19 protein-coding genes and 1 pseudogene are annotated in these 18,891 nt (G+C 71.2%); 16 read left to right on the forward strand and 4 right to left on the reverse strand.

The window, feature by feature from the left end; translation table 11 throughout:
• Positions 1 to 31: 31 nt before the first annotated feature.
• From SGFS_RS43705 to SGFS_RS43755, 11 genes and pseudogenes are all read left to right on the forward strand, one after another.
• On the forward strand, positions 32 to 658 hold the full coding sequence (locus SGFS_RS43705; protein WP_286257959.1) for an NUDIX domain-containing protein: 627 nt from the start codon (positions 32 to 34) through the stop codon (positions 656 to 658).
• 172 nt (positions 659 to 830) lie between these two features.
• Positions 831 to 2,912, forward strand: a complete 2,082-nt coding sequence (locus SGFS_RS43710) for a tetratricopeptide repeat protein (RefSeq protein ID WP_286257960.1) — start codon at positions 831 to 833, stop codon at positions 2,910 to 2,912.
• Between the two features lie 167 nt (positions 2,913 to 3,079).
• Positions 3,080 to 4,204 (forward strand): alanine dehydrogenase, encoded by a 1,125-nt coding sequence (ald, locus tag SGFS_RS43715; RefSeq protein ID WP_286257961.1) that lies wholly within the window; start codon positions 3,080 to 3,082, stop codon positions 4,202 to 4,204.
• A gap of 467 nt (positions 4,205 to 4,671) precedes the next feature.
• The gene (locus SGFS_RS43720) at positions 4,672 to 5,808 is read left to right on the forward strand and encodes a ParA family protein (RefSeq protein WP_286257962.1); all 1,137 of its coding nucleotides are present in this window, start codon (positions 4,672 to 4,674) and stop codon (positions 5,806 to 5,808) included.
• Positions 5,793 to 6,371, forward strand: coding sequence for a hypothetical protein (locus SGFS_RS43725; RefSeq protein WP_286257963.1), 579 nt, complete (start codon positions 5,793 to 5,795; stop codon positions 6,369 to 6,371). Before SGFS_RS43720 ends, SGFS_RS43725 begins: the two co-directional genes overlap by 16 nt.
• Positions 6,372 to 6,389: 18 nt before the next feature.
• Positions 6,390 to 7,406, forward strand: coding sequence for a segregation and condensation protein A (locus SGFS_RS43730; protein WP_286257964.1), 1,017 nt, complete (start codon positions 6,390 to 6,392; stop codon positions 7,404 to 7,406).
• Positions 7,403 to 8,059, forward strand: coding sequence for an SMC-Scp complex subunit ScpB (scpB, locus tag SGFS_RS43735; protein WP_286257965.1), 657 nt, complete (start codon positions 7,403 to 7,405; stop codon positions 8,057 to 8,059). Before SGFS_RS43730 ends, scpB begins: the two co-directional genes overlap by 4 nt.
• The gene (locus tag SGFS_RS43740) at positions 8,059 to 9,153 is read left to right on the forward strand and encodes a pseudouridine synthase (protein ID WP_286257966.1); all 1,095 of its coding nucleotides are present in this window, start codon (positions 8,059 to 8,061) and stop codon (positions 9,151 to 9,153) included. The genes scpB and SGFS_RS43740 overlap by 1 nt, the downstream gene beginning before the upstream one ends.
• 179 nt (positions 9,154 to 9,332) lie before the next feature.
• Entirely contained in the window at positions 9,333 to 10,058 is a 726-nt protein-coding gene (locus tag SGFS_RS43745) for an NUDIX hydrolase (protein WP_286257967.1), read from the forward strand.
• A complete protein-coding gene (locus SGFS_RS43750; protein WP_286257969.1) occupies positions 10,058 to 11,080 on the forward strand; it encodes an ADP-ribosylglycohydrolase family protein in 1,023 nt (340 codons plus the stop codon). The genes SGFS_RS43745 and SGFS_RS43750 overlap by 1 nt, the downstream gene beginning before the upstream one ends.
• 1 nt (position 11,081) lies before the next feature.
• Positions 11,082 to 11,450 (forward strand): annotated as a pseudogene (locus tag SGFS_RS43755) (DNA polymerase beta superfamily protein); the annotation flags it as partial.
• On the opposite strand, the gene SGFS_RS43760 reads toward SGFS_RS43755, so the two are convergent.
• From SGFS_RS43760 to SGFS_RS43775, 4 genes are all read right to left on the reverse strand, one after another.
• The gene (locus tag SGFS_RS43760; RefSeq protein WP_286257970.1) at positions 11,364 to 12,128 is read right to left on the reverse strand and encodes a nucleotidyltransferase domain-containing protein; all 765 of its coding nucleotides are present in this window, start codon (positions 12,126 to 12,128) and stop codon (positions 11,364 to 11,366) included. The pseudogene SGFS_RS43755 and the gene SGFS_RS43760 sit on opposite strands and share 87 nt — an antisense overlap.
• A 22-nt stretch (positions 12,129 to 12,150) precedes the next feature.
• Complete coding sequence (locus tag SGFS_RS43765) at positions 12,151 to 12,600, reverse strand: Rieske (2Fe-2S) protein (protein WP_286257971.1); 450 nt, start codon at positions 12,598 to 12,600, stop codon at positions 12,151 to 12,153.
• Positions 12,597 to 13,181 carry a DUF6529 family protein gene (locus tag SGFS_RS43770; protein WP_286257972.1) on the reverse strand — a complete coding sequence of 195 codons (585 nt, stop codon included), beginning with the start codon at positions 13,179 to 13,181 and terminating at the stop codon, positions 12,597 to 12,599. The genes SGFS_RS43765 and SGFS_RS43770 overlap by 4 nt, the downstream gene beginning before the upstream one ends.
• 105 nt (positions 13,182 to 13,286) lie before the next feature.
• A complete protein-coding gene (locus SGFS_RS43775; protein WP_286257973.1) occupies positions 13,287 to 13,943 on the reverse strand; it encodes a hypothetical protein in 657 nt (218 codons plus the stop codon).
• A 272-nt stretch (positions 13,944 to 14,215) separates the two neighbouring features.
• Here SGFS_RS43775 and aroH point away from each other — a divergent pair, with 272 nt between their 5' ends.
• From aroH to der, 5 genes are all read left to right on the forward strand, one after another.
• On the forward strand, positions 14,216 to 14,584 hold the full coding sequence (gene aroH, locus SGFS_RS43780) for a chorismate mutase (RefSeq protein ID WP_286257975.1): 369 nt from the start codon (positions 14,216 to 14,218) through the stop codon (positions 14,582 to 14,584).
• Positions 14,581 to 15,666: a prephenate dehydrogenase gene (locus SGFS_RS43785; protein ID WP_286257976.1), complete on the forward strand. Its 1,086-nt coding sequence runs from the start codon at positions 14,581 to 14,583 to the stop codon at positions 15,664 to 15,666. The genes aroH and SGFS_RS43785 overlap by 4 nt, the downstream gene beginning before the upstream one ends.
• Before the next feature lie 265 nt (positions 15,667 to 15,931).
• Positions 15,932 to 16,609 (forward strand): (d)CMP kinase, encoded by a 678-nt coding sequence (gene cmk / locus SGFS_RS43790; RefSeq protein ID WP_286257977.1) that lies wholly within the window; start codon positions 15,932 to 15,934, stop codon positions 16,607 to 16,609.
• 62 nt (positions 16,610 to 16,671) lie between these two features.
• Positions 16,672 to 17,262 carry a lysophospholipid acyltransferase family protein gene (locus SGFS_RS43795; RefSeq protein ID WP_434028243.1) on the forward strand — a complete coding sequence of 197 codons (591 nt, stop codon included), beginning with the start codon at positions 16,672 to 16,674 and terminating at the stop codon, positions 17,260 to 17,262.
• A gap of 108 nt (positions 17,263 to 17,370) precedes the next feature.
• A complete protein-coding gene (gene der, locus SGFS_RS43800; protein WP_286257979.1) occupies positions 17,371 to 18,831 on the forward strand; it encodes a ribosome biogenesis GTPase Der in 1,461 nt (486 codons plus the stop codon).
• Positions 18,832 to 18,891 lie beyond the last annotated feature (60 nt).

Below are 18,891 nucleotides of genomic sequence, written 5' to 3' on the forward strand. Positions count from 1 at the left end.
GTTTCTGGCATGTGTGGGAGGGCAGGTCGACATGACGATCAAGGACACCGCCGAGCAGTGGGAGGTCCGGGCGAGCGACACACCGTTCGTCGGCAACAAGACCTCCGTGCGCACCGACGACGTGGTCATGCCCGACGGTACGGTCGTCCGCCGCGACTACCAGGTCCACCCCGGCTCGGTCGCCGTTCTCGCGCTCGACGAGCAGGACCGGGTCCTCGTCATCCGGCAGTACCGCCACCCCGTGCGCCAGAAACTGTGGGAGATCCCGGCCGGGCTGCTCGACGTCCCCGGCGAGAACCCGCTGCACGCCGCCCAGCGCGAGCTGTACGAGGAGGCGCACGTCAAGGCGGAGGACTGGCATGTGCTGACCGATGTGTACACGACCCCCGGCGGCTGTGACGAGGCCGTGCGGATCTTTCTCGCCCGGGACCTCTCGGCGGCCGAGGGCCGGCGGTTCGAGGTCGAGGACGAGGAGGCCGACATGGAGTTGGCCCGGGTTCCGCTGGATGAGCTGGTGCGGGGCGTGCTCGCCGGTGAGCTGCACAACAACTGCCTTGTGGTGGGGGTGCTTTCGCTGGTCGCCGCGCGCGCCGGGGACGGTGTCGACGCGCTGCGCCCCGCCGACTCGCCTTGGCCCGCGCGGCCGTTCGAGTCCTGAGCACGGCTTCACACGCACCTGACATCACCGGTCCTACGATCGGCTGATCCGATCAGGCGACCTGTCAGCCGTGCTCCGCCCGGATCGTCGCAGAGCGTGAACTAGGCTCGGGAAACGCCCGAACCGGAGTCCCGGCGGGCTTGCTCGTGCAGGTGGGACGGGAGTGTGGCCCGTGGCGGATCAGGCGGTGGACACCGGGAGCGTCCGGGTGTCCGGAACAGGGCGGCCCCCGGCTGTCGAGGCCGCCCCCACGGACAGTCAGTTCCTCGGCCGGACAAGAGAGTTGAAGGAACTCCGCGCCGACATCGACCGCGCGGGGCTCAACACCCTCGCCGGTCGGAAAGCCCCCCACGCGCGCGTGCTGCTCATCGCGGGCAGGCCCGGTTTCGGCCGTACCGCGCTCGCCGAGGAACTGGTCCGGCAGGTTACCGACGGTTACCCCGATGGGGTGCTCCGCGCCCGGCTCACCGAGCCCGGCGGCACCCGCGTACCCACCGAGCGCACGGCGCGCGAGCTGCTCGGCGTGCTCGGGCTGCCGACCGCGCCCGGCGCCGACGAGGACGACCTCAGCGAGGCTCTGCGCGAGGCCCTCGCCGACCGCCGGGTGCTGCTCCTGCTCGACGACGCGGCCGACGCCGAGCAGGTCGACGCACTGCTGCCGGACACCCCCGAGTCGCTGGTCGTCGCGGTCTCCGAGGGGCCGCTGACGGGCATCTCCGACGTCCGCCCGTGCACCCTGGGCCAGTTGGACACCAAGTCCGCCGTCAAGCTGCTGGAACGCTTCACCGGCTCGGTGCGCATCACCGTCGACCCGCGCTCCGCCGAGGCGCTCGCCGAGGTCTGCGCCGCCCAGCCCGCCGCGCTGCGGCTCGCCGGCGGCTGGCTCGCCGCCCGGCCCACGGCGGCAGTCTCCGACCTGGCCAAACAGCTGCGCGCCGAGGACGACGACAGCCCGCCGCTCACCCGTGTCTTCCGGTTCGCGTACGACGCCCTGCCGAGCACCCCCGCCCGGATACTGCGACTGCTCGCCCTCGCCCCGGCCGGCCTCGTCGACCCGCAGACCGCCTCCGCCCTGGCCGGCTGCTCGGTGAACGCGGCCCTGGGCGCGCTGGACGACTTCGTGGCACTCGGGTTCCTGCGCGCCGTCGACTCGCCGCTGCCGCAGTACGAGGTCCCCGGCTGCCTCCAGCCGCTGCTGCTCTCCGTCGTCGAGGCCCGGGAGCGCCCGGCCGATCTGCAGCTGGCCCGCGCCCGGATGCTGGAGCGGACCGTACGGCTGCTGCAGTCCTGCCGGGCCATCACCGAGACCGACAGCCCGCTCGCCCGCGAGAAGCTGCTCGGCATGCCGAAGGCGCTGCGGTTCCCGAGCCCCCGCGCCGCCGAGGAGTGGCTGCGCATCCGGCGCCCCGCGCTGCTGGCCTCCGCCCGGCTCGCGGTGGCCGACGGGGAGCTGGACACACTGGCCCGGCGCCTGATGTCCCAGCTGGTTCGCGCCATGGTGGCGCATTTCGGTACGCAGGCCGCGGCTCCCGACCTGTATGGCATCCACCGGCTCGTCCTCGACGTCGCCGAGCGCCGGAACCTGCCCCGCGAGCAGGCCGCCGCGCTGCTGAACCTCGGCGACCTGGACGCCCGCACCGGCCGTACGACCGCCGCGCTCGCCCGCTACCGGGCCGCGCTCGACGCCGGACGGGCCGCGAACGATCCGTACGCGACCGGCCGCGCGATGGAATCCGTAGGCGGCGCCCACCAGGAGCTGGAGGACTACGAGCGGGCCGCCGACTGGTACGGCAGGGCGCTCGCCCAGCGGCTCGCCCGGGACGAGCGTGAGGACGCCGCCCGGCTCTACGGCCGTATCGCCGCCGCGCACACCTACGCGGGCCGCTACGGCGAGGCGCTGCGCAACTGGCGCTCGGCGCTCACCGGCCACCGGCGGCTCGGCGATGTGGGCGGCCAGGCACGGGCGTTGAGCGAGATGGCGCGGGTCCAGGAGTACGCGGGACGGCCCGAGGAGGCGTTGCGTACCTGTCAGGAGGCCGTGGAGTGGGCGCGGCAGGCCGACGACGTCCGGTTGCAGGCCGCGCTCCAGCTCAGGCTGGCCGACACGCTGGAGCGGCTCGGCGACCCGGCGGCGGCCCGGCTGCACCGGGGCGCCGCCGAGCGATTGCTGGGTGATGAGCCGCCCGAGCCCGAGATCACGACGGAACACGACGCTAACGCCTACGAAATCCGTAGTGCATCAACGAAAGATTGATGCATTGAAAGGCTAGACAGCGGGGACACCTTCATTAGACTGGCTGAGCCGCCGATTCTCCTGCGGTGTCTCCCGGTGCGCTCCGATGCGTACGGGTATGTCCTGCATTGCACGGGCATGTAACGCCTGTGTGGTGCGAGCCCCCACACCCCTGCGAGCCAAGGACCGTGATCGACGTGAAGGTCGGTATCCCCCGCGAGGTCAAGAACAACGAGTTCCGGGTGGCCATCACCCCGGCCGGCGTGCACGAACTGGTGCGCCACGGCCATCAGGTCGTCATCGAGCGGGGTGCCGGACTCGGCTCGTCGATCACGGACGCCGAGTACGTCGCCGCGGGCGCCGGGATCCTCCCGACCGCCGACGAGGTGTGGGCCACCGCCGACCTGCTGCTCAAGGTCAAGGAGCCCGTCGCCGAGGAGTACCACCGCCTCCGCAAGGACCAGACGCTCTTCACCTACCTGCATCTGGCCGCGTCCAAGGAGTGCACGGACGCCCTCGTCGAGTCGGGCACGACCGCGATCGCGTACGAGACCGTCGAGCTGCCCAACCGCGCGCTCCCGCTGCTCGCGCCGATGTCCGAGGTCGCCGGCCGGCTCGCCCCGCAGGTCGGCGCCTACCACCTGATGCGTGCCAGCGGCGGCCGCGGTGTACTGCCCGGCGGTGTCCCCGGGGTCGCGGCGGGCAGGGCCGTCGTCATCGGCGGCGGTGTGTCCGGCTGGAACGCCGCGCAGATCGCCATCGGCATGGGCTTCCACGTGACCCTGCTCGACAAGGACATCAACAAGCTCAAGGAAGCCGACAAGATCTTCGGCACGAGGATCCAGACCGTCGTCTCCAACGCCTTCGAACTGGAGAAGGCGTGCCTGGAGGCCGACCTCGTCATCGGCGCCGTTCTCGTCCCCGGAGCCAAGGCCCCGAAGCTGGTCACCAACGAGCTGGTGTCGCGCATGAAGCCTGGAAGTGTCCTTGTCGACATCGCGATCGATCAGGGCGGCTGCTTCGAGGACTCCCGTCCGACCACCCACGCCGAGCCGACCTTCCCGGTCCACGACTCGGTCTTCTACTGCGTCGCCAACATGCCCGGCGCGGTCCCCAACACCTCCACCCGCGCGCTGACCAACGCCACGCTGCCGTACATCGTCGAACTCGCCGACCATGGCTGGGTCGAGGCACTGCGGCGCGACCCCGCGCTCGCCAAGGGCCTCAACACCCATGACGGCAAGGTCGTTTACCGAGAGGTCGCGCAGGCGCACGGACTGGAGCACATCGACCTGGAGTCCCTGCTCGGCTGAGTGGGCCGGGAGGCGGCCGAGGCGGTCGGTCAGGCCTCTGACCTGGGGTGTCGACACGTCGAGTTCCGGCCGACTTTGGACTTCCCCACCAGGAAAAGCGATACGTCAACACAGGTCGTCAACAGCACTGACCCGGCCGGACCTTGCCCGACAAGGTCCGGCCGGATGTGTGTATGGTCACTTTGCGACACTCGCGCAACTCGCCTCGAACGTAACCCTTCAGATGTTTCACGGACCGGTGAAACCTGCTGTGCGACGGCCCTACGCCCTTGACAGCCGCATGTTTCATTGCCGACACATCGGGCCGGGTCCGGCGGATTGTGTTGCTGCGGACCGCCGACACGCCATAGAGTCGCCAACCGTCGGCATGGTGCCACGCTGACCTATCGAGAAGTTTCCTGGTCACCAAGGAGGTAAGACGACTTGTGAATGAGTCGACATTTACTCCCGGGGGTGGTCAACCAGGAATGCCTGCGCGGGGCTCGGCCCCCACGGGATTCGAGGCTGTCGGCTCCGTCGCTGTCCGTACCTTCGCAGCCCACCAGAGTCCCCACAGTCCAGGGCTGACCCAGCCAGCAGACCAGAGCATGGATGGCCATCACGTGAACGCCATGGCCGGCGAGGGAAGTGGCGGGGTCCACAACCACTTCGCCGACTACGACGAGCTGCCCGACGGGCACTTCTACGACCCCGACGCCGAGTACGAGCCCGATCCGGAGTACGCGGCCACGCTCGCGCCCGACGCGGCCCGCCAGCGCCGCGAGCGCATCGGTCCGACCGGCCGCCCGCTGCCGTACTTCCCGATCCCGGGACCGCTGACCAGTCACGGCCCGGCGACGATCATCGCGATGTGCAACCAGAAGGGCGGCGTCGGCAAGACGACGTCGACCATCAACCTGGGCGCCGCGCTCGCGGAGTACGGCCGTCGTGTGCTGCTCGTCGACTTCGACCCGCAGGGCGCCCTGTCGGTCGGTCTCGGCGTGAACCCGATGGAGCTCGACCTCACGGTCTACAACCTGCTCATGGAGCGGGGGATGTCCGCGGACGAGGTCCTGCTCAAGACCGCGGTCCCGAACATGGACCTGCTGCCGAGCAACATCGACCTGTCGGCGGCCGAGGTCCAGCTGGTCTCCGAGGTCGCGCGCGAGTCGACGCTCCAGCGGGCCCTGAAGCCGCTGCTGGCCGACTACGACTACATCGTGATCGACTGTCAGCCGTCGCTGGGCCTGCTGACGGTGAACGCGCTGACCGCCGCGCACAAGGTGATAGTGCCCCTGGAGTGCGAGTTCTTCGCCCTTCGAGGTGTCGCGCTGCTGACGGAGACCATCGAGAAGGTCCAGGAGCGGCTCAACCCCGAGCTGGAGCTCGACGGGATCCTCGCCACGATGTACGACTCGCGCACGGTGCACAGCCGCGAGGTGCTCGCGCGTGTCGTCGAGGCGTTCGACGACCACGTCTACCACACGGTCATCGGGCGCACGGTCCGCTTCCCGGAGACCACGGTCGCCGGCGAGCCGATCACCACGTACGCCTCCAACTCCGTCGGCGCCGCCGCCTACCGCCAGCTCGCCAGGGAGGTGCTCGCCCGGTGTCACGCCGAGTGAGTCTGCCGGGGGCCGACGAACTCTTCCGTACGACAGGGGGAATGGCGCTTCAGCCGTCCACTCCCCGGAGGGGGCCCAACGGCGAGGCCCGTGTGCCCGCCCCCGCCGGGGAGAGCGACGGAGCCGCCGCCGGGGACGACGCGCCGCCTTCGGTGCCCGTACAGGGCGGTGACGGCGAGGGGTCCGAGCATGTGGCCGCGGACGCCGAGTCCGACGCCGGGGAGCAGGCCCGCAGCCGGTTCGCCGCCGCGGGGGGCGAGCGGCCTGGCGCCGGGCGGCCGCAGAAGGCGCAGGAAGGTTCTGCCGCCGGGGACTCCCGCAAGCGGGGGCGGGCCTCCGGGCGCCGGCCCAGTGGGCGGGAGCGGCACGACGAGAAGATCACCGTGTATGTGTCCGCCGAGGAGCTGATGGACCTGGAGCACGCCCGGCTGGTGCTGCGCGGGGAGCACGGGCTGGCCGTCGACCGCGGGCGGATCGTCCGGGAGGCCGTCGCCGTGGTGCTGGCGGATCTGGAGTCACGTGGGGACGCGAGCATCCTCGTACGACGCCTTCGCGGACGGTAGAGGTAGCCTGCGAGGGCTATGACCTCGCGCGACACCTCGGCCACGGCCTCCGGCGGTTCAGCCGGTCGTCGGCGTGCGCTGGGGCGGGGTCCTGGGGCCGCGCCCCCGGCCGCCGAGAGCGAGCCGTCGGTCGAGGAGCGTTCTTCGGACGAGGCCGGTGAGCACAACGCCGTCCGGACCGAGGACGTACCCGGCACCCCGGAACCCCAGGAACCCGAGTCGTCCGACGACGGTGTCTTCAAAGTTCGGCTCGCCAACTTCGAGGGTCCTTTCGATCTCCTCCTCCAGCTGATCTCCAAGCACAAGCTCGACGTCACCGAGGTCGCCCTCTCCCAGGTCACCGACGAGTTCATGTCGCACATCAAGGCCATGGGGCCGGACTGGGACCTGGATGAGACGACCGAGTTCCTCGTCGTCGCCGCGACGCTGCTCGATCTGAAGGCGGCCCGCCTGCTGCCCGCCGCCGAGGTCGAGGACGAGGCCGACCTGGCGTTGCTCGAAGCGCGGGATCTGCTGTTCGCGCGGCTGTTGCAGTACCGCGCGTACAAGCAGATCGCCGACATCTTCAACCGGAGGCTGGGCGAGGAGGCGCGGCGGTATCCCCGTACCGTCGGGCTGGAGCCGCACCACGCCGAGCTGCTGCCCGAGGTGGTCATCAGCATCGGAGCGGAAGGATTCGCCAAGCTGGCCGTGAAGGCCATGCAGCCGAAGCCCAAGCCGCAGGTGTACGTCGATCACATCCACGCGCCCCTCGTCAGCGTGCAGGAGCAGGCCGGGATCGTCGTCGCGCGGCTGCGTGAGCTGGGCGAGGCGTCCTTCCGGGTGCTCGTCGAGGACACCGACGACACCCTGACCGTCGTCGCCCGCTTCCTCGCGCTGCTGGAGCTGTACCGGGAGAAGGCCGTGGCCCTCGACCAGGAGACCGCGCTCGGGGACCTGCTCGTGCGCTGGACCGGCGGTGACGGGGACGAGACACCGACGGTGACGGACGAGTTCGACCGGCCGCCCGAGCCCCCCGGGAAGGAGAAGGCGTGAGCGAGGAGACCACCGAGGCGACGGCGGGGGCACCCACCGTCGCCGATCTCGAGCTCAAGCCCGCCCTGGAGGCCGTGCTCATGGTCGTGGACGAGCCGGCGACCGAGGAGCACCTCGCGAAGATCCTGGAGCGGCCCAAGCGACAGGTCGCGAGCGCCCTGCGGGAACTGGCCGACGAGTACGCCGTGCAGCGACGCGGCTTCGAGCTGCGCCTCATCGCGGGCGGCTGGCGGTTCTACACCCGGCCCGAGTACGCGGCGGCCGTCGAGCGCTTCGTCCTCGACGGGCAGCAGGCCCGGCTCACCCAGGCCGCGCTGGAGACACTGGCCGTGGTCGCGTACCGCCAGCCGGTGAGCCGAAGCCGGGTCTCGGCCGTACGAGGAGTCAACTGCGACGGGGTCATGCGCACCCTCCTCCAGCGCGGTCTGGTCGCGGAGGCGGGCGCGGAACCCGAAACAGGTGCGATCCTGTACACGACGACGAACTACTTTCTGGAGCGGATGGGCCTGCGAGGCCTGGACGAGCTCCCGGAGCTCGCGCCCTTTCTCCCCGAGGCGGAGGCGATCGAGGCCGAGACGCTGGAAGGGGTCCCGTCGTTCGATCCGGACGCACCGGATGCAGATGCAGACGACACGACGACGACGGAACTTTGATGCGAAGCAGTGGCAGTGGCAGTGGCAGGAACAGTGGGCGCGGCAAGCCCCGGGGAACCGGTGGGGGCGGCTCCCAGCCGAAGGGCGGGGGAGGGCGCGACGACAGGCCGAAGCGCGCGGGCAAGCCCCGTCCCGAGGAGCGCCGCTACGACGTAGGGCCGGGCGGGACCCATGACGGCCCGAAGTCCGGGCGCGGCGCCTCCGCGCGCGGCGGTGCCAAGGGCGGACCCAAGCAGGGCCAGGGCACCGGGCGCGGCCGTTCGGTCCCGGCGACCTCCCGCGAGTACGAGGCGCGGGCCGAGGAGCGCAACCGCGAGCGGTACGCGGGCAAGAAGGACGTCAAGCTGCCCAAGACCTTCCCCGGCGCCGAGCAGGAGGGCGAGCGGCTGCAGAAGGTGCTCGCGCGCGCGGGCTACGGCTCCCGGCGTGCCTGCGAGGAGCTGATCGAGCAGGCGCGGGTCGAGGTCAACGGCGAGATCGTGCTCGAGCAGGGCAAGCGCGTCGACCCGGAGAAGGACGAGGTGAAGGTCGACGGCCTGACCGTCGCGACCCAGTCGTACCAGTTCTTCTCCCTGAACAAGCCCGCCGGCGTCGTGTCGACGATGGAGGACAACGAGGGCCGTCAGTGCCTCGGCGACTATGTGACCAACCGCGAGACGCGGCTCTTCCACGTCGGGCGGCTCGACACCGAGACCGAGGGCGTCATCCTGCTCACCAACCACGGTGAGCTGGCGCACCGGCTGACCCACCCCAAGTACGGCGTGAAGAAGGTCTACCTCGCGCACATCGTGGGCCCGATCCCGCGTGACCTGGGCAAGCAGCTCAAGGACGGCATCCAGCTGGAGGACGGGTACGCGAAGGCGGACCACTTCCGGGTCGTCGAGCAGACCGGCAAGAACTACCTCGTCGAGGTCACCCTCCACGAAGGGCGCAAGCACATCGTGCGCCGGATGCTGGCCGAGGCCGGCTTCCCCGTCGACAAGCTGGTGCGCGTCGCCTTCGGGCCGATCACCCTCGGCGACCAGAAGTCGGGCTGGCTGCGCCGTCTGTCGAACACCGAGGTCGGGATGCTGATGCAGGAGGTCGACCTCTAGGGTCTTCGCCGCGTTCGAGCAGGGGGCCGGTCCCGGGTTTGCCTTCGGGACCGGCCCTTTGCCGTGCCCGGTGTCGCTCTTGGCCTTCCCTTCTCCGTAAAAGGGTTGTGCCCCGGCGCCCGCCCTTTTATAGTCGTTATGACTATTAGTCACGGTGACTATAAAAGCGGGCGATGGACATGACCTCACCAGAGGGCTACGACAAGTACGCCTACGAACCCTTCGCCGTCACCGCGGACCTGGCCGTCTTCACCGTCCGCGCGGGCAGCCTCCAGGTGCTGCTCGTCGAGCGCGGGCAGGAGCCGTACGCGGGTCGCTGGGCCCTGCCCGGCGGGTTCGTGCTGCCGGACGAGTCGGCGGAGGAGGCCGCCTGGCGTGAACTCGCGGAGGAGACGGGCGTCACGGACGTCTCCGGACTCCACCTGGAGCAGCTGCGGACCTACAGCGAGCCGGGGAGGGACCCCCGGATGCGGGTCGTCACCGTCGCGTTCGCGGCGCTGCTCCCGGACCCGCCCGTGCCGCACGGCGGCGGTGACGCCGCCCAGGCCCAGTGGCTGCGCTTCGACTCCATCGGCCCGCTCGCCTTCGACCACGACCGCATCCTCGCCGACGCCCACGAACGCGTCGGCGCCAAGCTCGAGTACACCTGTCTCGCCACCTCCTTCTGCCCGCCCGAATTCACCCTCGGTGAGCTGCAGCAGGTCTACGAGACCGTGTGGGGTACCGCTCTCGACCGGCCCAACTTCCGGCGCAAGGTGCTGGCCACGCCGGGCTTCGTCGAGCCGATCCCCGGCGCCGCGCGCCTGACCGGCGGCCGCGGCAAGCCTGCCGCGCTGTACCGCGCGGGTGGGGCCACCGCCCTGCACCCGCCCCTGCTGCGACCCACCTCGGAAGGACGGTCCTGATGACCATGACGCTGCTCGCGAAGCGCGCCGCCACCGGATCCCTGCTCGGACTCGCCATCGGGGACGCCCTCGGCTTCCCGACGGAGTTCGACGACGTCCCGGCGATCCTCGCCAAGACCGGGCCCTGGCGCGCGATGGAGCTGCCCAAGCCCGCGTTCGTCACGGACGACACACAGATGACGCTGGCGCTCGGGCACGGCCTGCGCTCCGCCATGGACCGCGGGCCGCTCGCCCCCGAGACCCTGGAGCGGGCCGTCCGCAAGGAGTTCGTCGCCTGGTCGCGCTCGCCGGAGAACAACCGCGCCCCCGGCCGTACCTGCCTGGTCGCCTGCGACTACCTCGCGGTCGAGCGCAACCCCTGGCAGTTCGCCAGCCAGATCGACTCCAAGGGCTGCGGGGCCAACATGCGGGTCGCGCCGCTCGGCCTCATCGGCCCGCTCAGCGACGAACAGCGCGCGGGCGCCGCCCAGTTGCAGGCCGGTCTCACCCACGGCCACCCCACCGCGCTCGCCGCGTCCGACCTCACGGCACACGCGATACGGCTGCTCGCGCAGGGCGTCGAACCGCTGAGCCTGGTCGGGCGGCTGCGTTCCTACGCCTACGAGAACCGCAGCCGCTATCACACGCGCTGGCTCGGCGACCTGTGGACGTACAGCCAGGACCCCTCGGCCGAGCACTTCATCTCCCGGGGCTGGGACGAGTGCCTGGACGCCCTGGACCGGGTCCAGGGGGCGCTGCGGGACCCGTCGCCCGAGACCGACCCCTGCCTGGCCACCGGCGAGGGCTGGATCGCCGAGGAGGCCTTCGCGACCGGCCTCCTCTGCTTCCTCCTCTTCCTCGGTGAACCGGTGACCGCCGTCCGCCGAGCCGCCTGCACCTCCGGCGACTCCGACTCCATCGCCTGCCTGACCGGAGCCTTCGCGGGCGCCCACCACGGCCCCGGCGTCTGGCCCTCGGAATGGGCGGACCGCATCGAGTACCAGAGCGACCTCGTGTCACTGGGGGCGCTCTGGGACGCTTGAGGGGTTCGCCACCACACAGTGGCGGCTCTTCGAGAAGAACGGCGAACTCAAGCCGCTGCTCTACACCTTCCGGGTCCTGCTCACCGGCATCCATCTGATGCGGAGCGGCGAGGTGCAGGCCCATCTGCCCACGCTGCTGGAGGAGGTCGAGGCACCCGCGTACCTGCCGGATCTCGTTGCCGCGAAGGCCGGGCAGGAGCACGGGAGTGCCGGTGTGGACGCCCTGCGCGTGGCGGGCGACGTGGAGCGGCTGCATGTCGTGCTGGACGAGGCGCAGGGGCTGTCAGGGCTGCCGGAGGAGTCCGTCGGGGCGTACGGCGCTCTGCACGAGTTCGTCGTGCGGGTTCGGCTCGGCGGGGCGGAGGGCTGACTCGCGTCGGGTGCGGATGAGGAAGTCCTCGATCCTCGCCCGGTCCGGCTCCGCCGGCAGCGGGGTCCGGGACGCCGCCGATTCCGCCTCCTCGAACAGCCGGGTCATCCGGGACTCCACCTCCGGCCAGGGGACCTCGCCGCGCTTCACCGCCAGCAGGGGCTCGCGCCGGTCGCCCACGTCGAGTGTCAGCTCGCCCGTGCGGAGCAGGTCGCGGCAGCTGGTGAGGAGGCGGAGCAGATGCATGGCGTGCTTCCAGCGAGGGGCGCCGTGCACCCGGAGGTCCGCGTCCAGCTTCTTGCGCTGCCCCAGGGCGTAGCGGGCGAACGTCTCGTGGACCCGGCGGGAGAGGAAGGCCTCGCGGAGGGAGAGGAGTTCGCGGCCCGTCCCGTCGAGGTGTTCCACCAGCGGTGAGTGCAGGCACTCCAGGATGTTCGGGTTGGCGCGCAGTGCCAGTTCGCAGAACCGCTCCAGTTCCCAGGCGAACTGTTCCTCCGCCGGGCCCTCCACATGCGTCGGCGGCTTCTCGAAGCGCCAGAACAGGGGAGTGGGAGCCAGGAAGACACCCCGGCGGTCGGTGTCGCTGCCGTCCGTCGCCAGGCCGAAGGCGCGTGAACCCATCACACAGGAGTAGATCGTGTGGTCGCGTACCAGGGCGTGCGGGTGCGGGAGCTGCATGCCCGGGAGCGTATGGCGTCGGTCAGGCCAGGAGAATCGAATTTCCCGAGACCTTGATCTGCTCGGCCGGCAGCGGCTCGGTGGCCGGGCCGTGCGCCACCGCTCCGTCCGCGATCTTGAACTTGCTGCCGTGGCACGGACAGTTGATCGTCCCGTCCTCGACGCTGCCGACCGTGCAGGCCCGGTGGGTGCAGATCGCGGAGAACGCCTTGAAGTCGCCCTTCTCGGGCTGTGTCACCACGACCTTCTGGTCCTTGAAGATCGTGCCGCCGCCGACCGGGATCTCGTCCGCCTTGGCCAGTTCCTCGCCCCCGGCGCCGCTGTCACCCGTCCCCGACGCCTTCGGTGACGACTGCTCGTCCGAACCCCCGTCGCCCCCGTCGTCCCCGTACTCGCCGCACCCCGCCAGCAGCGCCGCCGCGCCCGCCGCCCCCGCCGCCAGAACCGTGCGCCGTGTCGCGTCCATCGTCATGTCGTCACCCCGAACGTGCGGAAGAACCAGAGGGCCGAGGTCAGCCAGACGACCGTGAGAGCGGCGAAGACCAGGCCGCCGACGATCGGCAGGAGCCAGCCGGGCAGTCGCTCCGAGCGGAGCAACAGCATCTTTGCACTGAAAACACCGAAGAAGAAACAACCCAGGACGGAATGCCACATGACGCGCGTCTCGTATGTCTGGTAGCCGAGCGCGTACAGGCAGTGCACCGCCACCGGCACCGCGACCAGGAACGCCACCCGCCCGGACCAGCGGTGCAGCACCCCCGACCAGCTCGGGCCCGGCAGCCTGCCGTACAGCATGAGCGCCGACACGAGCTGCACGATCGCGAAACCGAACGACACGGTCGCCAGCCATGACTTCACCGCGCCCGTGCTGCTGAAGCCCGCGAGGTTGAAGGCCGTGCCCGCCGGGTCGTGGACCTTGCCGTACACGCCGAGGCCGACCGCGACCGCGCACGCCACCAGCGCCGGGACCAGATAGCGGGCGGCGCCCGGGCGGGCGGGGGCGGGTTGCGGGGACGGGAAGCCCTGGGTGGCGGCGTTCGGATCGACGGTCATGAGCTGCTCCCTGCGGGAAGGGGGTGTCATGCGTGGAGGAAGGCGTGTTCTGCGGGGGTGCCCCGTTCTTGAGGGGCGCGTGCGGTCGGAGGTGCCCCGTCGCGCCTATGGCGTGACGGGCAGCGCCTTCAGTTCCTCCCCGTCGACCGTCACCGTGCCCGACCCGGGGTCGATCTCCGGTGCCGCCGAGGGCTCGCCGTCGCGGTTGAGGATGCCGACCTGGCGGCCGTCCTGGAGGACGATCCAGCCGCCGTCGATCTTGGCGCCGCGTACGGTGGCCGTCGCGCGGTACAGCCCCGACGGCTTGACCGCCTTGTCCGCGGTGAAGCCGTACCGCTGTCCGCCGATGTCGACCGTGCCGCGGATGCTGCTGCCCTTGAGCGTGCCGTTCAGTTCGGCGCCGTCCTTGCTCGTCAGCTTCATGCCGCCGTCGCCCTCGACGTCGCCCTTGAGCCAGGACTCCTTGTCGCGGCCGTCGCAGAAGTACGCGACCGCCTTGCCGTCGCGCAGCGTGACGGCGATCGCGGAGGAGTCGTCGTCGGTACGGCCCGCGTAGTCGGCGTCGGCGGGTGGGCTGTTCGTGGGGCTCGGCGACGGAGACGGAGCCGTCCTCGTCGGCGAGGGGGTCGCGGAGGCGGCGGGCGAATCGGTCCTCGTCGAGGACGACGTGGAGCGCGTCCCTGTCGTCGCGTTGAGCGACAGCATGAACACGGCCAGCAACAGCCCGCCGAGCAGTGTGAGAAGTGGTCCGGAGCGCTTCATACGAGCCTCCCCCGAGGCGTGGCGCGGACGGCCTTCCCCATGCAAGCGGACACGCGGTACCGCGTCCAGAGGCGCACGGGGGCTTTTCACCCCAAGTGACGGGACAGTGACGTTCGCGTGACATTGTCAGAGTCTGCGGGCGAGGGCCGCAACCGCAGCGGCCCGCGCAGGGCCGGGCGTCTCGGCAGTCGGGCGTCGCGCACTCGCCCCACCACGGCTGATTAGGCTGGACGTACAGAGAGCCGGGATGTACATCAGCGAGGAGCACAGCCGTGGCGGTACGAGCGGTCCGGGGCGCCGTCCAGCTCGAGCGGGACGAGGCGGGGCACATGGACGAGCAGGTCGGCGAGTTGCTGACCGCCGTCCTGGAGCGCAACGGGCTCACCCCGGACGACCTGATCAGCATCTGGTTCACGGCCACGCCCGACCTGCACAGCGACTTCCCGGCGGCCGCCGCACGCAAGCTCGGCACCGGCTTCGCCGACGTACCGCTGATCTGCGCGCAGGAGCTGGACATCGAGGGCGCCCTGCCCCGGGTCGTGCGGCTCCTCGCGCACATCGAGTCCGACCGGCCCCGCTCCGAGATCGCGCACGTCTACCTGGGCGCCGCGGCCGCACTCCGCAAGGACATCGCCCAGTGAGAACCGCACTCGTCATCGGCACCGGCCTCATCGGCACCTCGGCCGCCCTGGCCCTCGCCCAGCGCGGCGTCACCGTCCACCTCAGCGACTACGACCCCGAGCAGGCCCGTACGGCGGCCGCGCTCGGCGCCGGCACGGACGAGGCCCCCGAGGGTCCGGTCGACCTCGCGATCGTCGCCGCCCCGCCCGCGCACGTGGCCGCGACCCTGGCCGACGCCATGCGCCGCGGCGTGGCGCGCGGCTACCTGGACGTCGCCTCCGTCAAGGGCGGCCCGCGCCGGGAGCTGGAGGAGCTGGGCCTCGACCTCTCCCCCTACATCGGCACGCACCCCATGTCGGGCCGCGAGAAGTCCGGCCCCCTGGCCGCCACCGGTGACCTCTTCGAGGGCCGCCCCTGGGTGCTGACGCCGACCCGGGACACCGACACCGAGGTCCTGAACCTCGCCCTGGAGCTGGTCTCGCACTGCCGGGCCGTCCCCGTGGTCATGGACGCGGACGCCCACGACCGCGCCGTGGCCCTCGTCTCGCACATGCCGCACCTGGTCTCCAGCCTGGTCGCCGCGCGCCTGGAGCATGCCGAGGAGGCTGCCGTACGGCTGTGCGGGCAGGGCATCCGGGACGTGACCCGGATCGCGGCGTCCGACCCGCGCATGTGGATCGACATCCTCTCCGCCAACCCCGGCCCGGTCGCCGACCTGCTCGCCGACGTCTCCACCGACCTGGACGAGACGGTACGGGCCCTGCGCGCCCTGCAGTCCTCCGACGAGGCCAAGCGCCGCGAGGGCGCCACCGGCGTCGAGACCGTGCTCCGACGCGGCAACGCCGGCCAGGTCCGCGTACCCGGCAAGCACGGGTCCGCTCCGCGGGTCTACGAGGTCGTGGCCGTACTCATCGACGACCAGCCGGGCCAGCTCGCCCGCATCTTCGCCGACGCGGGCATGGCCGGCGTCAACATCGAGGACGTACGCATCGAACACGCGACCGGCCAGCAGGCCGGTCTGGTGCAGCTGATGGTGGAGCCGAAGGCGGCGCCGGTGCTGACGGCGGCGTTGCGGGAGCGGGGTTGGGCGATCCGGCAGTAGTGCCGGGTGCCGGTGCGGTTTCCCGCCCCCGCCGCACCTGCCCGTCCCATCCCCGGGGGCGGCGCCCCCGGACCGCCGCTGTCGGCCTGAACGGCCTCGTCCCCAAGCGCCGGACGGGCCGGGTGGTGCCGGACGGGCTGGATGCGGCTGACCGGGGGCTGCTTTCCTGATACGTGCGGCCGGATGGGCTACAAGCACCCAGTACCCTTGTCCGGGGCCTCCTCCGTCTCGCCCCGCCCCCTCGGACCAGGAAAGGTGCTCCCCAGTGGAACGCGCCACAGTGATCGTTGCCATCGACGGCCCCTCCGGCACGGGCAAGTCGAGCACCTCGAAGGCCGTGGCCGCGCAGCTCGGGCTGAGCTATCTGGACACGGGCGCCCAGTACCGGGCGATCACGTGGTGGATGGTCAACAACGGCATCGACATAGAGGACCCCTCGGCGATCGCGGCCGTGGCCGGGAAGCCGGAGATCGTCTCCGGGACCGACCCGACGGGCCCGACCATCACCGTCGACGGCACGGACGTCGCCGGGCCGATCCGCACCCAGGAGGTCACCTCCCAGGTCAGCGCGGTGAGCGCCGTACCGGAGGTGCGGGCCCGGATCACCGAGCTGCAGCGGTCGATCGCCTCCGACGCCGAGAACGGCATCGTCGTCGAGGGCCGTGACATCGGTACGACCGTGCTGCCCGACGCCGACCTGAAGATCTTCCTCACCGCCTCCCCGGAGGCGCGTGCCGCCCGCCGCAGCGGTGAGCTGAAGGGCGCCGACGTCCAGTCGACCCGCGAGGCCCTCCTCAAGCGGGACGCGGCTGACTCCAGCCGGAAGACCTCGCCGCTGGCCAAGGCGGACGACGCGGTCGAGGTGGACACCTCGGAGCTGACCCTCCAGCAGGTCATCGAGTGTGTGGTCACCCTCGTCGAGGAGAAGCGGGCGGGGAAGTGAGCGTCCAGGCGGCTCCTTCGGAGCGGGGCGCCGAGGTCGGGCGGCGCATCGGCGTCGGCCTGATGTACGGGTTGTGGAAGCCGCGGGTGCTGGGTTCCTGGAAGGTGCCCGCAGCAGGTCCGGTGATTTTCGCCGTCAACCACTCCCACAACATCGACGGGCCGATGGTCATGGGCGTGGCGCCCCGGCCGACGCACTTCCTCATCAAGAAGGAGGCGTTCATCGGTCCGCTCGACCCCTTCCTGCTCGGCATCGGCCAGGTGAAGGTGGACCGCTCGACCGCCGACCGCACGGCCATCACCCAGGCACTGGGCATCCTGGAGAACGGCGGAGTCCTCGGTATCTTCCCCGAGGGCACCCGAGGCGAGGGCGACTTCGCGTCGCTGCGCGCCGGGCTCGCGTACTTCGCGGTGCGCAGTGGGGCGCCGATCGTGCCGGTCGCCGTCCTGGGAAGTTCCGAGAAGAGCGGGCGGTTGATGAAGGGGCTGCCCCCGCTGCGCTCCCGTGTCGACGTCGTCTTCGGCGATCCGTTCGAGGCGGGCGACGGCAGCGGACGGCGGACGCGCAAGGCACTCGACGAGGCGACCGAGCGCATCCAGAAGCAGCTCGGCGCACACCTGGACCACGCCAGGCGGCTCACCGGCCGCCGGTAAAACGCCGGGCGTCCGATCGGGCGCTGGGCGAAACTGAGTAGTGGATCAGCCGGCGGACACGCCGGAGGCTCCACCGATCACCACGATGAACTACGAGGTACGGACTTCATGAACGACCAGTTTCCCTCCGAGCACGAGCACGGAGAGCTTGGCGACGCCGAGTACGCGGAGTTCATGGAGCTCGCCGCGGTAGAGGGCTTCGACATCGAGGACGTCGAGGGCGCGATCGAGGAGGCGGGCCACGGCCCGCTGCCCGTGCTCGCCGTCGTCGGCCGCCCGAACGTCGGTAAGTCGACGCTCGTGAACCGCATCATCGGCCGCCGTGAGGCGGTCGTCGAGGACAAGCCGGGCGTCACCCGCGACCGCGTCACCTACGAGGCCGAGTGGGCGGGCCGCCGCTTCAAGGTCGTCGACACGGGCGGCTGGGAGCAGGACGTCCTCGGCATCGACGCCTCCGTCGCCGCCCAGGCCGAGTACGCGATCGAGGCGGCCGACGCGGTCGTCTTCGTCGTCGACGCCAAGGTCGGCGCCACCGACACCGACGAGGCCGTCGTACGACTGCTGCGCAAGGCCGGCAAGCCCGTGGTGCTGTGCGCCAACAAGGTCGACGGCCCGAGCGGCGAGGCCGACGCGTCGTATCTGTGGTCCCTGGGTCTCGGCGAGCCCCACCCGGTCTCCGCCCTGCACGGCCGTGGCACCGGCGACATGCTGGACGCCGTTCTGGAGGCCCTCCCGGAGGCGCCCGAGCAGTCCTTCGGTACGGCGGTCGGCGGCCCACGCCGTATCGCCCTGATCGGCCGCCCGAACGTCGGCAAGTCCTCGCTCCTGAACAAGGTGGCGAACGAGGAGCGCGTCGTCGTCAACGAGATCGCGGGCACGACCCGTGACCCGGTCGACGAGCTGATCGAACTCGGCGGCGTCACCTGGAAGTTCGTCGACACGGCGGGCATCCGCAAGCGCGTCCACCTCCAGCAGGGCGCCGACTACTACGCCTCGCTGCGCACGGCCGCCGCCGTCGAGAAGGCCGAGGTGGCGGTCATCCTGATCGACGCCTCCGAGTCCATCTCGGTGCAGGACCAGCGCATCGTGACGATGGCCGTCGAGGCCGGGCGCGCGATGGTTATCGCGTACAACAAGTGGGACACCCTCGACGAGGAGCGCCGCTACTACCTGGAGCGGGAGATCGAGACCGAGTTCGGCCAGGTCGCCTGGGCGCCCCGGGTGAATGTCTCGGCGCGTACCGGCCGCCACATGGAGAAGCTGGTCCCCGCGATCGAGACGGCCCTCGCCGGCTGGGAGACCCGCGTCCCGACGGGCCGCCTGAACGCCTTCCTCGGCGAGCTGGTCGCCGCCCACCCGCACCCGATCCGGGGCGGCAAGCAGCCCCGCATCCTCTTCGGCACCCAGGCCGGCACCAAGCCCCCGCGCTTCGTCCTCTTCGCCTCCGGCTTCATCGAGGCGGGCTACCGCCGCTTCATCGAGCGCCGTCTGCGCGAGGAGTTCGGCTTCGAGGGCACGCCGATCCACATCTCGGTGCGGGTGCGCGAGAAGCGCGGCAAGAAGAAGTAGCCGCGCCGGTCCGGGCACACGCGCGGGTCCGGGCACACACGCCGGTCCGGCACACATACG

Source organism: Streptomyces graminofaciens, from assembly GCF_030294945.1.
Lineage (GTDB): Bacteria > Actinomycetota > Actinomycetes > Streptomycetales > Streptomycetaceae > Streptomyces > Streptomyces graminofaciens.

Coding starts and splice junctions, on each gene's coding strand:
- SGFS_RS43705 (WP_286257959.1), top strand. CDS start 32: ATGACGATCAAGGACACCGCCGAGCAGTGGGAGGTCCGGGCGAGCGAC.
- SGFS_RS43720 (WP_286257962.1), top strand. CDS start 4,672: ATGCCTGCGCGGGGCTCGGCCCCCACGGGATTCGAGGCTGTCGGCTCC.
- SGFS_RS43730 (WP_286257964.1), top strand. CDS start 6,390: ATGACCTCGCGCGACACCTCGGCCACGGCCTCCGGCGGTTCAGCCGGT.
- SGFS_RS43740 (WP_286257966.1), top strand. CDS start 8,059: ATGCGAAGCAGTGGCAGTGGCAGTGGCAGGAACAGTGGGCGCGGCAAG.
- SGFS_RS43745 (WP_286257967.1), top strand. CDS start 9,333: ATGACCTCACCAGAGGGCTACGACAAGTACGCCTACGAACCCTTCGCC.
- SGFS_RS43750 (WP_286257969.1), top strand. CDS start 10,058: ATGACCATGACGCTGCTCGCGAAGCGCGCCGCCACCGGATCCCTGCTC.
- SGFS_RS43760 (WP_286257970.1), bottom strand. CDS start 12,128: ATGCAGCTCCCGCACCCGCACGCCCTGGTACGCGACCACACGATCTAC.
- SGFS_RS43765 (WP_286257971.1), bottom strand. CDS start 12,600: ATGACGATGGACGCGACACGGCGCACGGTTCTGGCGGCGGGGGCGGCG.
- SGFS_RS43770 (WP_286257972.1), bottom strand. CDS start 13,181: ATGACCGTCGATCCGAACGCCGCCACCCAGGGCTTCCCGTCCCCGCAA.
- SGFS_RS43775 (WP_286257973.1), bottom strand. CDS start 13,943: ATGAAGCGCTCCGGACCACTTCTCACACTGCTCGGCGGGCTGTTGCTG.
- SGFS_RS43795 (WP_434028243.1), top strand. CDS start 16,672: ATGTACGGGTTGTGGAAGCCGCGGGTGCTGGGTTCCTGGAAGGTGCCC.
- der (WP_286257979.1), top strand. CDS start 17,371: ATGAACGACCAGTTTCCCTCCGAGCACGAGCACGGAGAGCTTGGCGAC.